Origin of the sequence: Aeromicrobium sp. WCS2018Hpa-31, assembly GCF_031843905.1 — a bacterium.
GTDB lineage: Bacteria > Actinomycetota > Actinomycetes > Propionibacteriales > Nocardioidaceae > Aeromicrobium.
Genome location: NZ_JAVTJF010000016.1, coordinates 21717 through 35307, shown reverse-complemented (window position 1 = coordinate 35307; position 13591 = coordinate 21717). Strand labels below are relative to the sequence as shown.

Genomic DNA, 13591 nt, shown 5'->3' with positions numbered 1-13591 from the left:
GTCGGGGGCTGCGTGCGCACCGCTGTGGGCCCCGGGTCAGAGCACTGGGTCAGAGCGCGGCCTCGTCGGTCTCGCCGGTGCGCACCCGCACCACCGAGTCGACCGGGACGACCCAGACCTTGCCGTCGCCGATCTTGCCGGTCTGCGCGGCACCGGTGATCGTGCTGACCACGCTCTCGACGTCGGCCGCGTCGACCACGACCTCGAGCCGGATCTTCGGCACGAGCGTGACGTCGTACTCGGCGCCGCGATAGACCTCGGTGTGGCCCTTCTGCTGGCCGTAGCCGCTGGCCTCGGTGACGGTCATGCCGGCGACGCCGGCGGCGGCGAGGGCCTCGCGGACCTCTTCCCACTTGTGCGGCTTGATGACCGCGGTCACGAGCTTCATCTCAGACTCCCGTCTTGAAGGGCGAACCACCGGATCCACCGGTGTAGTCGTACGCGGACTCGAGGTGCTCGACCTGGTCGATGCCGGCGACCTCGTCGTCCGGGTCGATCCGGAAGCCGATGGTCACGTCGATCAACTTACCGATGATGTAGGTGAGCACGAACGAGAAGACCATGACGACGACGGCTGCGAGGACCTGCTTGCCGAGCAGCGCGGCATCGCCGCCGTAGAAGAGTCCGTCGACCGGCGCACCGCCTCCGGTGGAGGTGGTGGCCAGGAAGCCGATGAGGACCGTGCCGATGAGGCCACCGACGAGGTGCACGCCGACGACGTCGAGCGAGTCGTCGATGCCGAGCTTCCACTTGAGGCTCACGGCGGCCGCACAGGCGATGCCGGCGATCAGGCCGAGCACGATGGAGCCGAACGGCGACAGCGCGCCCGCGGCCGGCGTGATGGCCACGAGGCCGGCGACCGCGCCGGACGCGGCACCGAGGCTGGTGCCCTTCTTCTCCTTGACGAGCTCGTAGGCGAGCCACCCGGCGATCGCCGCGCCCGTGGCCACGGCGGTGTTCACGAAGGCGAGACCGGCCAGGCCGTTGGCACCGACGGCGGAGCCGGCGTTGAAGCCGAACCAGCCGAACCACAGCAGGCCGGCGCCGAGGAGCACGAACGGCAGGTTGTGCGGACGCATCGGGTCACGCTTCCAGCCGGTCCGCTTGCCGAGGACGAGGGCCAGGGCGAGTCCGGCCGCACCGGCGTTGATGTGCACGGCGGTGCCGCCCGCGAAGTCCACCGCCTCCAGCTGCGTGGCGATCCAGCCTCCGTCGTCGCCGAAGTCGAAGACCCAGTGCGCGACCGGGAAGTAGACGATCGTGACCCACACGGCCACGAAGACGACCCAGCCGGAGAACTTGGCGCGGTCGGCGATCGCACCGCTGATCAGGGCGACGGTGATGATCGCGAACATGAGCTGGAAGCCGGCGAAGACGAACTCGGGGATGGTGCCGTAGGCGGTCTCGACGCCGATGTTGGTGAAGCCCAGACGGTCGAACCCGCCCAGCCAGCCGTTGCCTCCGGGGCTGAACGCGAACGAGTAGCCGTAGAGCACCCACAGGACGGGGACGATCGCGAGAGCGGCGAAGCTCATCATCATCATGTTGAGCACGCTCTTGGCCCGGGTCATGCCGCCGTAGAAGAAGGCGAGTCCGGGTGTCATGAGCAGGACCAGCGCCGAGCTGGCCAAGATCCAGGCGGTGTCGCCGGTATCCATGGAACCTCCGAGTGACTGAGGGGTGACGTGGTGGGACGGCACGCCGTGCGGCAGCGCCTGCGTCACACTGTGGAGCGCCCCGATTACCTCCACGGCAGCGCCACGTTTCGCTCAGGTCACGAGATCGGCGGTCACGTTACGGGCGTGTTACCCGATCAGCCGAGCAGGGCGTCGACGAACTCGGCGGCGTCGAACGGTGCGAGGTCGTCGGCACCCTCACCGAGACCGACGAACTTGACCGGGACGCCGAGCTCGCGCTGGACGGCCACGACGATGCCGCCCTTGGCCGTGCCGTCGAGCTTGGTGAGGACCACGCCGGTGACGTCGACGACCTCGCCGAACACCTGGGCCTGGCGCAGGCCGTTCTGGCCGGTGGTGGCATCGATGACGAGCAGCACCTCGGTGACCGGCGCCTGCTTCTCCGCCACGCGCTTGACCTTGCCGAGCTCGTCCATGAGACCGGACTTGGTGTGCAGACGTCCGGCGGTGTCGATGACCACGACGTCGGCGCCGAGCTCGATGCCACGCTTGACGGTGTCGAAGCCGACGCTGGCCGGGTCGCCGCCCTCGGGGCCACGCACGACCTCGACCCCGACCCGCTGGCCCCACGTGCTCAGCTGGTCGGCGGCCGCGGCACGGAAGGTGTCGGCGGCGCCCAGCACCACGGTGCGGTCCTCGGCCACGAGCACGCGCGCGAGCCGCCCGACGGTGGTGGTCTTCCCGGTGCCGTTGACGCCGACCACGAGCACGACGCCGGGCTTGCCGTCGGCACCCGTGGTGGCGACGGCCCGGTCGAGGGACGGGTCGACGAGGGTGATGAGCTCCTCGCGCAGCGCGGTGCGGGCACCCTCCGGGTCGGTGATGCCCTCCACGCGTACGCGGGTGCGCAGGCGGTCCACGAGCTCGGTGGTCGGGCCCACGCCCACGTCGGCGGCCAGCAGCGTGTCCTCGAGCTCCTCCCACGCGGCGTCGTCGAGGTCGGCCCGGCCGAGCACCGAGAGCAGCCCGCGCCCGAGCGAGCTGTTGGAGCGGGCGAGCCGGGCGCGCAGCCGCACGAGCCGACCCTGCGCGGGCTCGGGACGCTCGACGGTGGTGGTCGGGGACGCCGATGCCTTCTCGTCGGCGGGAACCTCCTCGAACGGCGGCTCCTCGTCCTCGGACGGCAGGTGCGGCTCGGGGTGCTCCGGGTGGTCGATGACCTCCTCGGTGACCGCGTCGAGGTCGCGCGGTGGCGGCAGCTCGGAACGTCCGCGGCGGACGAGGAGGGCGGCACCACCGCCGAGGACGACGACGGCGACGGCGATGAGGGCGACGAGGAGCTCGGTGGTCACCCACCCACCCTAGAGGCGCCCCCCACCGGCGCGAGCGACGCGCCGAGGTCGAGCCGGTGGTCGTACCGGGCGACGACCTCCGGGGCGTGGGACACGATCACGAGGGTGTGCTCGGGCGCGAGGGCGTCGACGTCGTCGAGCAGGGCCCGGGCGGTGGGCGCGTCGAGGTGCTCGGTGGGCTCGTCGAGCACGAGGACCCGGTGTCCGGCGAGGAGCATGCGGGCGAGGGCGAGGCGCTGGCGCTCGCCGCCCGAGAGCACGGCCCCGCCCTCGCCGAGGACGGTGTCGAGACCGTCGGGCCAGGACGCGACGGTGTCGGCGAGCCGCACCCGACCGAGGGTGCGCCAGACGAGGTCGTCTCCGGCGCCGGGGTCGGCGACGCGCAGGTTCTCGCGCACGGTCGTGTCGAACAGAACGGCGTCCTGCTGCATCCAGCCGACGACGCCGCGCACCTGCTCCCGCGTGAGGTCGAGCAGGTCCGCACCGCCCAGACGCACCGTCCCGGCACGAGGCTCGACGAGGCGCGAGAGCGTGGCCGCGAGCGTGCTCTTGCCGACCCCGCTCGGTCCGGTGACCACCAGCACCCCGCCCTCGCCGACGTGGGCCGTGACCCCGCGGACGAGGTCGCGGTCCCAGCCGAGCGTCACGTCCTGCAGCTCGAGGTCGAAGCCCACGGGCGCCGCGTCCGCGACGGGAGCCGGCATCGGGTCCGTGGCGCCCTCGAGCGCGGCCAGGCGTGCGCGAGCGGCGTCGACCCGCGGGCGGAGCCGCTCGGCCTCGGCCACGGCGTCGAGCACGTCGACCAGCCCGATGGGTGCGAGCACCAGCACGCCGACGAGGGGTCCGGCGAGGCCGGCGTCGGCCGTGACCAGCGCCGTGGCGAGCACGCACGCAGCGCCGCCGAGCAGCACCACCAGCGAGCCGACGCCGCCGGCCCAGGCACGTCGACGGTCCTGCAGGGCGAGCGCGTCGACCGCCGCGTGCACGGTGGCGTCGCGTCCCCGCGCGGACCCGTAGGCGACCAGGTCCGGTGCGGCCAGCACCAGCTCGGTGACGTTCCCGGCCACCGAGGTCGCTGCGTCCGACCTCGACCCCGTGCCGCCGTCGGCGAGCCGAGGGACGAGGACCCGCGCGACGAGGAGCACCCCGCCGGCGTAGAGCGCCAGCGCCAGCCCGGCGGCCGGGAGGATGACGGACACCACCCCCACGGTCATCGCCGATGCCACCACGGCCGAGATCCACGGCAGCCGCAGGCGCAGCAGGCCGTCCTGCACGGTCTCGACGTCGGAGACGACGGTGCGCACGACGTCGCCTCGGCGCATCGCACCGGCGGCGGGCATCGTGCGTGCCAGGGCACGGTAGGCCCGCACCCGGTCGTCGATCCCGCGGGCGAGGGCGGCGTCGTGCGTGAGCAGCCGCTCGGCGTAGCGCAGCGCCGCCCGGGCCACGCCGAACATGCGCACCGACGTGATGGCGACGATGAGGTAGAGGACCGGCGGCTGCTCGGCGGCCCGCACCACGAGCCACCCGGAGGTGAGCAGCAGGCCGAGGGAGCTCAGCTGTGCCGCCACGCCGAGGCTCGCCCCGAGACCCAGGTGCCCTCGGGGCGAGGCGATGAGCCTGCGCACCACGTTCACGAGGGGACCACCGTCGCGGACTCGGCGCTCGCCACGGTGACCCGCAGCTCGCGCGAGGCGGCGGCCACGGTCTCGGCGCGGTGCGCGACCACGACGACGGTGACGTCGCCGGTCTCCTGGAGCCGGCAGAGCGTGCCGAGCACGGTGCTCTCGCGGTGGGCGTCGAGACCCGCCGTCGGCTCGTCCATGAGCAGGAGCCACGCGTCGCCCGCCCGGATGCGCAGCAGCGCCCGGGCCACCGCCACCCGACGCCGCTCACCGGCGGACAGGGACTGTCCCTGCTCCCCCACGTGGCGCTCGGCGGGAAGGTCGTCGGCTCCCGCGTCGTCGAGAGCCGCGCACACCTGCGCGCCGTCGGCGTCGGGGTCACCGAGCCGTACGTTGTCGGCGACGCTGCCGGCGAGCAGGTGGGGGTCCTGCGGGACCCAGGCGACACGACGTCGCCACGCCTCGGGGTCGAGCTCGTCGAGCCGGTGCCGACCCACCCGCACGGCCCCGGCGGTGGGAGCGGCGAAGCCCAGGAGCACCGACAGCAGCGTCGACTTGCCGGAACCGGACGGTCCGGTGACCGCGACGAAGTCGCCGGGCAGGAGGGTGAAGGCCGGCAGCACGAGGGCCGGCTGCTCACGCCCGGGATGGACGACCTCGAGGGCCTGCACCGTGACCGGCGCCGGACCGTCCACCACGAAGTGGCCGGTCGCCCGGTCGAGCGGGGGGCCGTCGAGCAGCGTGAGCGCCTCGTCGGCCGCGGCCAGCCCCTGGGTGCTGTCGTGGAACTGGGTGCCGAGCCGGCGCAGCGGGAGGTAGGCCTCGGGAGCGAGGACGATGACCAGCAGACCGGTCCCCAGGTCGAGGCCCCCGCCGACGAGTCGCAGCCCGGCGGCGACGGCGACGAGCGCCACCGACAGGGTGCTGAACAGCTCGAGGACGAGCGAGGACAGGAACGCGGTGCGCAGCGACTCCATCGTGGCTCGACGGTGCCGCTCCCCCACGTCGCGCAGCCCACGGGCCGAGTCGCGACCGAACCCGGTGAGCACCGTCAGGCCGGCGAGCACGTCGGAGAAGTGTCGCCCGAGACGCTGCAGCTCACCCCACCGGTGGTCGAGCCGGTCGCGCGTCACGAGCCCCACGAGCACCAGGAACGTGACCACGAGCGGGAGCGTGAGCACGACGATGAGCGCCGAGAGGGGGTCGACCACCGCGAGCGTCAGGAGCACGGCCACGGGCACGACGGCCGTGAGCACCACCTGGGGCAGGAAGCGCGCCACGTAGCCGTCGAGCGCGTCGAGCCCGGTCTCGAGCAACGTGGCGACGCGCGCGCTCGACGGCGCGGCGCCCACCCGGCGCTGGTCGAGCACGGCGTCGACGAGGTCGTGCCGGAGCCCGGCCTTCACGGAGGCGGCGGCGCGGGTGCCGGCCGCGGCCTGCGCCCAGGCGAGCACGCCGCGCGCGGCCACGACCGCGGCGAGCAGGGCCGCGACGGTGGCGATCGCACGGGTCGACTCGCCCTCGACGAGACCGACGACCACGTCGGAGACCAGCCAGGCCTGGGCCACCACTGCGACGGCCGCGACGGACCCGAGCACGACGGTGGCGACGAGGAAGCGCCGCGCCGGCCGCGACCGGCGCAGGAGGCGGGGATCGACGGGACCCACGGCCGCTCAGCGCTCCCGGCTGGGCTCGAGGTCCGGCGTGGGTGCGAGCACGTCGTCAGGGATGTGGTGCGTGCCGATGCGACGGCGGAACACCCAGTACGACCACGCCTGGTAGCCGATGACGATCGGCGTGAAGGCCGCCGCCACCCAGGTCATGATCCTGAGCGTGTACGGCGTCGACGACGCGTTGGTGGTGGTGAGGTTCCACGCAGGGTCGAGCGACGACGGCATGACGTCGGGGAAGAGCGCCGTGAAGAGCATGACCGTGACCGCCGCGATCGACAGCGCCGTGCCGATGAACGCCCACCCCTCGCGCCGCGCCGACGTGGCGGCCAGGGCCGCGACGAAGGCCAGGGCAGCCACGCCACCGGCGATCCAGACCGCGAGGTCGCCGTCGCGGACGGCCGTCCAGACGATGAACACGACGGCCAGCGCCGCGGCGACCACGCCGACGCGCAGGGCGAGCAGCCGGGCGCGGTCGCGGATGTCGCCGACGGTCTTGAGGCCGACGAAGACCGCGCCGTGGACCAGGAAGACCGTGAGGGTCACCAGCCCGCCGAGCAGCGCGTACGGGTTGAGCAGGTCGAAGAAGGAGCCGACGAACTCCTTGTCGGCGTCGATGGGCACGCCGCGCACGATGTTGGCGAGCGCCACGCCCCACAGCAGCGCCGGCACGACGGACCCGATGAGGATGCCGAGGTCGCAGCGACGCTTCCAGATCATCGCGGGCCGCTTGCTGCGGTACTCGAGGGCCACGATGCGCAGGATGAGCGCGACGAGGATGAGGAACAGCGGCAGGTAGAAGCCGCTGAACAAGGTGGCGTACCACTCGGGGAACGCCGCGAAGGTCGCGCCCCCGGCGACCAGCAGCCACACCTCGTTGCCGTCCCACACCGGACCGATGGTGTTCAGCAGGACGCGGCGCTCCTTCTCGTCACGAGCGAGCACGGCGGTGAGCATGCCGACGCCGAAGTCGAACCCCTCGAGCACGAGGTAGCCGATCCACAGCACGGCGATGAGCACGAACCAGACGGTGGTGAGCTCCATGGTCGTCTCCTCCGGTTCCTGGTGGTCAGTAGGCGAACGCGAGCGGCGCGTCCGGGTCGTCGACGTACTGGGGCGGGTCGGCGTCGGGCAGGCCCTTGCGGATGTAGGTGAGCAGGAGCTTCACCTCGACGACGGCCAGGGCGCCGTACAGGGCGGTGAAGCCGATGAGCGTCGTGAGCACCTCGGCCGTGGTGGTGCCGGGCGAGACCCCGGCCGACGTCGGCATGAGGCCGAAGACCACCCACGGCTGGCGGCCCATCTCCGTGAAGATCCAGCCGAAGGAGTTGGCGAGCAGCGGCAGGAACGGCAGGACCACGGCGGTGCGCAGGAGCCATCGGCCCTCGCTCGTCCCGACGCTGGGCATGCGGCGTCGCCGGGTGGCCCAGAGCATCCAGGCACCGCCGGCCATCGCGAGGCCACCGGAGGTGATCATCGCGCGGAAGGTCCAGTAGGTCACCGGGATGTTCGGCGAGTAGTCGCCCGGGCCGTAGAGCTCCTCGTACTCCGCCTGCAGGGAGTTGATGCCGCGGATCTCCCCGTTCCACGACCCGGTGCCGAGGTACGACAGCAGGTGCGGCAGCTTGAGCTCGAGCACGGGCTCGCTGCCGTCGAGGGTGCCGACGGTGAGCAGCGAGAAGGAGGCGGGCGCCTCGTCCTCGTAGAGGCCCTCGGCGGCCGCCATCTTCATGGGCTGGACCTCGGTCATGACCTTGCCCTGGAAGTCGCCGGAGATCATGGTGCCGGCGCCGGAGACGAGGAGCACCACGGCGCCGAGCCGCAGGGCGGTGCGCCAGGTCTCGCGCTCGTCCTCGCGGCCCTTGCGGAACATCTGCCAGAGGGCGATGCCGGCCACGAAGGCACCGCCGACCATGAAGCACGCGAAGATCGTGTGCGGGAAGGTGACGAGCACGACCTTGTTGGTCAGCACGGCCCAGAAGTCGGTGAGCTCGGCCCGCCCGACCTCCTCGTTCATCCGGAAGCCGACCGGGTTCTGCATGAACGAGTTCGCGGCGAGGATGAAGTAGGCCGACAGCACCGTGCCGATGGCGGCGAGCCACAGGCAGGCCAGGTGGAGCCCCGGCTTGAGCCGGTCCCAGCCGAAGATCCAGAGGCCGAGGAACGTGGACTCCAGGAAGAAGGCCAGCAGACCCTCGATCGCGAGCGGGGCGCCGAAGATGTCGCCGACGAAGCGGGAGTAGTCGCTCCAGTTCATGCCGAACTGGAACTCCTGGACGATCCCGGTCGCGATGCCCATCGCGAAGTTGATGAGGAAGAGCTTGCCGTAGAACCGGGTGAGCCTGAGGTACTTCTCCTTGCCGGTGCGGTGCCACGCGGTCTGCAGCATGGCCACGAGGAAGATCAGCCCGATCGTGATCGGCACGAAGAAGAAGTGGTAGACGGTCGTGATGCCGAACTGCCACCGCGCGATGTCGAGCGCTTCCATGGTCGCCTCCGCTCGCTGGTCTACTACGTTCCGTAGTAACTACTACCGAGCGTAGGACCTCGAGGGGTCCACCGGCAAGCCGAACTCCTACCGGGCGTAGTAGATTAGGTCACATGCCGCAGTCATCCCGTTCCCTCGGCTCCCTCGAGCGCTCCGTCATGGACGTGCTGTGGGGCGCCACGTCCCCGCTCACCGTCCGCGAGGTGCAGGACGGACTGGAGGCGTCGGGCACGCACGACCTCGCCTACACGACCGTGATGACCGTGCTCGACCGGCTCGGCACCAAGGAGATGGTGAGCCGCGAGCGCGACGGGCGCGCCTTCCGCTACACGGCAGCCCTCTCCCGTGAGGCGGCCACGACCGAGGCGCTGAACGCCACGCTCGACAGCTCCGGCGACCGCACCGCGGCCCTGCTCCACTTCGCGCGCACCGTCGACCCCGCGGAGGCCGCGGCGCTGCGGGCCGCGCTCGACGAGATCGACGCGGGCCGCTGACCGTGCACCCGCGACCCTGAGCCCGCCACCATGACCCCGCCGCCATGACCCCGCTGCTCCTCGGCGCGATCGGCCTCGCGCTCGCCCTGCCGGTGCCCGCCCTTCTGTCGCGCGCCGCGTGGCCGCGACTCGCACCGGCCGCAGGGATCGTGCTCTGGCAGTCGTTGGCGCTCGCCGCCGTGCTCGCCATCTCGGGGGCCGCGCTCTCCACGGCGCTCTGGCTCGTCACCGACGACGAGCCGACCTGGTGGCGGATCGCCCTCCACGCGACGCTGATGGGCATCGGAGTCCTGGTGTGGGCGCGCTTCTGGTGGGCGGCCTGGCAGGTCTGGCGCGAGACGTCGACCCGACGCGCCCGCCACCGCGAGCTGGTGGACCTCCTCGGCGAGCCCCACGGCGCACTTCCCGCCGTGAGGGTCCTGACCGAGCAGACACCCGTGGCCTACTGCATCCCTCGCCTGCGCGACGCCCGCGTCGTGATCTCCAGCGGAGCCGTGGAGTCCCTCGACGACGACGCGCTCCAGGCCGTGCTCGAGCACGAGCGCTCGCACGTGCGCACCCGTCACGACCTCGTGCTCGAGGCCTTCGGCGTGCTGCACCGCGCGTTCCCCCGACCCCTGCGCACCGACGCTCCCCTGCGTCAGAGCCAGGTGATGGTCGAGCTCATGGCCGACGACGCGGCGCGCAAGGTCACCGGCGACCCGCCCCTCGCCCGCGCGATCGTCGCCCTCGCCGGAGGCGCCACCCCGGCCGGCGCCCTCGGCGCGAGCAGCGACGCGCTCCTGCGTCTCGAGCGACTGCGCGACCCGGCCCCGACCCGGGCACGCCGAGCGTCGGCCATCGCGTCGATCGCGATCTCGGCGGTGGTGCTGGTCGTCCCGACCGTCTTCATCGCGGTGCCGTGGATGTACCACGCGGTCGAGGTGCTGCTCGGGCGGTGACCACGCGGTGCAACCGTCGACGGGCCGCTCTTTCGAACACGGTGTCGGAAGGCGACTCTAGGGTCGAGGACATGGACGAGCTGGACTTCACCTTCGACGACACCGAGCTGGACGAGCCCTTCCGCGCGACCGGCGCGGAGGCGGTCGACCGGGTGACGGTGCGTCGCCGCGCCCTCCACGTGCTCGAGGCCGAGCAGCTGGTCGACATGCTCGACTACGTGGAGTCCGCACGGGCCGAGGGCGAGCAGTACTCGCGGTCCGCCTCACGCACGGCCGCCCAGGCGGCGGCGCACGACCTCTCGCTCGCCCTCGGGGTGGCGCCCGGCACCGTGGTCGCCCGTCTGGCCATGGCACGCCGGGTCCGTGGTCGGCTGCCCGCGGTGTGGAAGGCGTTCCTGCGCGGATCCGTCAGCCAGCACCACGTGAGCATCGTCGACGTCCAGCTGCAGCGGCTCACCGAGCCGGACTCCCCTGCCGTCCTCGACGAGCGCATCGCCCGGTACGCGGCCGACCACACCGTCGCGCAGACCCGCCGCTGGCTCGCCCGCCAGGTCGAACGCCTCGAGGCCGACGCCGCTCGAGAGCGTCACCGTCGCGCTCGCGCCGACCGTCACGTGCGGCTCGTCCCCGCCGAGGACGGCATGGCGTGGCTCTCGGCGCTGGTGCCGGAGGTCGACGCACACGCCGCGCTCCAACGCCTCGACACCGAGGCCCGCGGCCTGACAGCCGACCCCCGCACCCACGACCAGCGCTGCGCCGACCTGTTCACCGGGTTGCTGCTCGGCTCACCCGACCCGGAGGCCGAGTCCGGCGGATCGGACCGCGGCGGCGTGAGCACCGTCATCGGCATCACCGTCCCGGTCACCTCGCTCATGGGCCTCTCCGACGCCCCCGGCGAGCTGGCCGACCGCTCGGCCTCCGTGCCTGCGGCGCTCGTCCGTGAGAGGGCCGTGGAGCCCGGCACGGTCTTCTACAGGCTGCTCACCGACGACCACGGGCATCTGCTCGACGCCGCCCACCTCGGCCGGTTCGCGCCGGAGAAGATCCGTACCGCCCTGTGGTTCCGCGACGGCACGACCAGCTTCCCGACCTCCGACGTCCCCGCCTCACGCAGCGACATCGACCACACCGACGCCTGGCCCGCGCCCACACGGGGCACCAACCTCGGCCCGGTCCACCGACGGGCCCATCGACTCAAGACCGCCGGCCTGTACCGACTCAGACGTCGCGGACGATCCTGGGAGTGGACCACCCGCACCGGCCACGTCTATCGCCGCGACCCCGACCCGTTGCCCGTCGAGCAGTGGCCCGAGCTGCTGCCCGCCGCCTGAGTCAGGCCACGCCTCATTCCGGCAGGTCCGCCGGAAGCCACACCTGCAAGCACGCCCCGTCGGTGCTGCCCTCGGCCGGCGCGAGCCGCAACGTCCCGCCGACACCGTGCACCTCGTGCGCGAGCAGGCGGAGACCCAACCCGTGGCGCACCTCGACGGGAAGCCCCACTCCGTCGTCGGTCACGGTCACGCGCACCCCGGGCACCGAGGAGTCGACGACCTGCGTGACCTCGACGAATGCGGACCGCGCGCCCGCGTGCCGCACCACGTTGCGCAGACCCTCCCGCACGACGCGGTACACGAGGAACGAGGCGTCGGCGTCGAGCCCCAGGCCCCCCTCCACCCGCACCGCCACGTCGAGTCCGACCTCGCCCGAGCCGCGCCCCAGCTCGTCGACCGCTGCCCGCAGACCCTCGGCGGACACGGCGTCGGGAAACAGGTCGTCGCCCACCGAACGCAGCTCACCGACGCCGTCGCGGAGGACCCGGGTGGCCCGGTCCAGCGCGGCTGCGTCCGACGTCGAGAGCCCCCCGCGATCGACGCTGTCCAGCACGAGCGCCGCGCCCGAGAGCTCCTGCACCGGGCCGTCGTGCAGGCGCTGCGCCATCCGGCGTCGGTCGGACAGGGCGTCGCGCAGCCCTCGCTGCGCCAGGCGCCGGCGGTCGGACTCCGCCGCACCCGCCCGTCGCGCCAGACCGACCGCCAACGGCAACGTCGCCACCGCGAACAGCAGCAGGGAACCCACCACCACCGGCAGCCACTGCCGGAGCAGCTCGCTCCGGCTCAACGCCATGGCCGGCGTCGGTAGGTACGCCTCGAACAGGAACGGCGTGCCGCGGCCGTCGCGGAACCCCACGGACACCTCGTAGGTCCCCTCCGGGTAGGGCTGTGGTCCTTCGGCCGCCGGCTCCACGCGACGCGCCACCGCCCGTCCCGACGCGAACAGGGCGTACTCCTCGCCCAGCACGACCTCGGCACCCTGGTACAGGCGGTTGTCGGAGTAGACGATCCGTCCACGACCTTCACCGAGGTCGGCCCAGATCTTGACCTGCCGCAGCGCACCCTGGTCGACCCGGCCGAGGAAGGCGTCGTCGAGCCGGCCACGTTCGCCCACCGGGTCGAGGGCGTCGACACCCAAGGGCGCGACGTACTGCTCGGCCAGCGTGCGGGCGTCCAGCTCCGCATGGTCGAGTGCCTCCCGCGTGGCGATCCGGCCCGCCAGCACGACGGCCACCGTCACCACGAGCACCAGCACGATCGACGCGCCCGCCACGTAGCGGACCACCGCTCCGCGCACGGGACTCCCCTCCGCACCGAACGGGACCCTGGCCGTCCGCCCTCGCCGCCGCACCGTGCCGCCGAGCACCACTACGGCGCGCCGATCCTCAGGATGCCGCTGCGCGCCGCCATCACCACGGCGTCGAGCTGCGTGCGCGCTCCCAGCTTGGCGAGCACGTTCTTCACGTGGTCACGCGTCGTGTGCGGACTGATGCCGAGCGTGCGGGCGATGGCACGCACGTCCGATCCCTCGCCCAGGAGCTCCAGCACCTCGAGCTCACGACGGGTCAGACGGTGCTGCGGCTCCTGCAGCCGCACGAGCACCGGGGCGTCGGGGCGCGCGTCGCGCAACGCGGCCAGGAGCTCGCTCAAGGACAGCTCCTTGGCCAGCAGCGCGGCCACGCCCACCGCTCGGGCCCGCTCCACCAGGTCCGCACGCGGGTAGGCGGTGAGCACGACCACGCGCAGCTCCGGTCGGGCGGCCAGCAGCTCGGCCGCGAGGTCGAGTCCGTCGCCGTCGGGCAGGCGCACGTCCACGAGTGCCAGGTCCGGGCGGAGCTCCGCGGCCAGCCGTCGGGCGTCCTCGACCGACGCGGCCGATCCGACGCAGCGCATCGTGGGGTCGCTCTCGAGCGCCACGGACACCAGGTCGGCGAAGACCTGGTGGTCGTCGACCACCAGCACCCGCTCGATGCCACCCATGCCGCCTCCTGACCCCCGGCCGATCAGACCCCCCTAGGTTAGGGAGTGACGGGCAGGCTCACCTTACTTAGGC

Annotated in this window: 12 protein-coding genes; 3 read left to right on the top strand and 9 right to left on the bottom strand. The window is 72.7% G+C overall.

Annotated elements, in window-relative coordinates; translation table 11 throughout:
- Positions 1 to 49: 49 nt before the first annotated feature.
- The 7 genes from RQG84_RS17600 to RQG84_RS17570 all read right to left on the bottom strand — a co-directional run bounded on the left by RQG84_RS17600 (position 50) and on the right by RQG84_RS17570 (position 8772).
- The gene (locus RQG84_RS17600) at positions 50 to 388 is read right to left on the bottom strand and encodes a P-II family nitrogen regulator (RefSeq protein ID WP_055967282.1); all 339 of its coding nucleotides are present in this window, start codon (positions 386 to 388) and stop codon (positions 50 to 52) included.
- A 1-nt stretch (position 389) separates the two neighbouring features.
- Positions 390 to 1658, bottom strand: coding sequence for an ammonium transporter (locus RQG84_RS17595; RefSeq protein ID WP_311211106.1), 1269 nt, complete (start codon positions 1656 to 1658; stop codon positions 390 to 392).
- A 155-nt stretch (positions 1659 to 1813) separates the two neighbouring features.
- Positions 1814 to 2989, bottom strand: a complete 1176-nt coding sequence (gene ftsY / locus RQG84_RS17590; protein ID WP_311211105.1) for a signal recognition particle-docking protein FtsY — start codon at positions 2987 to 2989, stop codon at positions 1814 to 1816.
- Positions 2986 to 4620, bottom strand: a complete 1635-nt coding sequence (gene cydC / locus RQG84_RS17585) for a thiol reductant ABC exporter subunit CydC (RefSeq protein ID WP_311211104.1) — start codon at positions 4618 to 4620, stop codon at positions 2986 to 2988. The genes ftsY and cydC overlap by 4 nt, the downstream gene beginning before the upstream one ends.
- 2 nt (positions 4621 to 4622) lie before the next feature.
- Positions 4623 to 6281: a thiol reductant ABC exporter subunit CydD gene (gene cydD, locus RQG84_RS17580; protein WP_311211103.1), complete on the bottom strand. Its 1659-nt coding sequence runs from the start codon at positions 6279 to 6281 to the stop codon at positions 4623 to 4625.
- A 6-nt stretch (positions 6282 to 6287) separates the two neighbouring features.
- On the bottom strand, positions 6288 to 7328 hold the full coding sequence (gene cydB, locus RQG84_RS17575; RefSeq protein ID WP_311211102.1) for a cytochrome d ubiquinol oxidase subunit II: 1041 nt from the start codon (positions 7326 to 7328) through the stop codon (positions 6288 to 6290).
- Positions 7329 to 7353: 25 nt separating this feature from the next.
- Positions 7354 to 8772: a cytochrome ubiquinol oxidase subunit I gene (locus RQG84_RS17570; protein WP_311211101.1), complete on the bottom strand. Its 1419-nt coding sequence runs from the start codon at positions 8770 to 8772 to the stop codon at positions 7354 to 7356.
- Positions 8773 to 8885: 113 nt separating this feature from the next.
- On the opposite strand from RQG84_RS17570, the gene RQG84_RS17565 reads away from it, so the two are divergent.
- The 3 genes from RQG84_RS17565 to RQG84_RS17555 all read left to right on the top strand — a co-directional run bounded on the left by RQG84_RS17565 (position 8886) and on the right by RQG84_RS17555 (position 11538).
- Complete coding sequence (locus RQG84_RS17565) at positions 8886 to 9266, top strand: BlaI/MecI/CopY family transcriptional regulator (protein ID WP_311211100.1); 381 nt, start codon at positions 8886 to 8888, stop codon at positions 9264 to 9266.
- Between the two features lie 44 nt (positions 9267 to 9310).
- Positions 9311 to 10207 (top strand): M56 family metallopeptidase, encoded by an 897-nt coding sequence (locus RQG84_RS17560; RefSeq protein ID WP_311211099.1) that lies wholly within the window; start codon positions 9311 to 9313, stop codon positions 10205 to 10207.
- A gap of 71 nt (positions 10208 to 10278) precedes the next feature.
- Positions 10279 to 11538, top strand: coding sequence for a DUF222 domain-containing protein (locus RQG84_RS17555; RefSeq protein ID WP_311211098.1), 1260 nt, complete (start codon positions 10279 to 10281; stop codon positions 11536 to 11538).
- Positions 11539 to 11551: 13 nt separating this feature from the next.
- On the opposite strand, the gene RQG84_RS17550 is transcribed toward RQG84_RS17555, so the two are convergent.
- Entirely contained in the window at positions 11552 to 12835 is a 1284-nt protein-coding gene (locus RQG84_RS17550) for an ATP-binding protein (RefSeq protein WP_311211097.1), read from the bottom strand.
- A gap of 71 nt (positions 12836 to 12906) precedes the next feature.
- Complete coding sequence (locus RQG84_RS17545; protein WP_311211096.1) at positions 12907 to 13518, bottom strand: response regulator transcription factor; 612 nt, start codon at positions 13516 to 13518, stop codon at positions 12907 to 12909.
- Between the last annotated feature and the right edge of the window lie 73 nt (positions 13519 to 13591).

Coding starts and splice junctions, on each gene's coding strand:
- RQG84_RS17570 (WP_311211101.1), bottom strand. CDS start 8,772: ATGGAAGCGCTCGACATCGCGCGGTGGCAGTTCGGCATCACGACCGTC.
- RQG84_RS17595 (WP_311211106.1), bottom strand. CDS start 1,658: ATGGATACCGGCGACACCGCCTGGATCTTGGCCAGCTCGGCGCTGGTC.
- RQG84_RS17555 (WP_311211098.1), top strand. CDS start 10,279: ATGGACGAGCTGGACTTCACCTTCGACGACACCGAGCTGGACGAGCCC.
- RQG84_RS17545 (WP_311211096.1), bottom strand. CDS start 13,518: ATGGGTGGCATCGAGCGGGTGCTGGTGGTCGACGACCACCAGGTCTTC.
- RQG84_RS17565 (WP_311211100.1), top strand. CDS start 8,886: ATGCCGCAGTCATCCCGTTCCCTCGGCTCCCTCGAGCGCTCCGTCATG.
- cydB (WP_311211102.1), bottom strand. CDS start 7,328: ATGGAGCTCACCACCGTCTGGTTCGTGCTCATCGCCGTGCTGTGGATC.
- RQG84_RS17600 (WP_055967282.1), bottom strand. CDS start 388: ATGAAGCTCGTGACCGCGGTCATCAAGCCGCACAAGTGGGAAGAGGTC.
- RQG84_RS17560 (WP_311211099.1), top strand. CDS start 9,311: ATGACCCCGCTGCTCCTCGGCGCGATCGGCCTCGCGCTCGCCCTGCCG.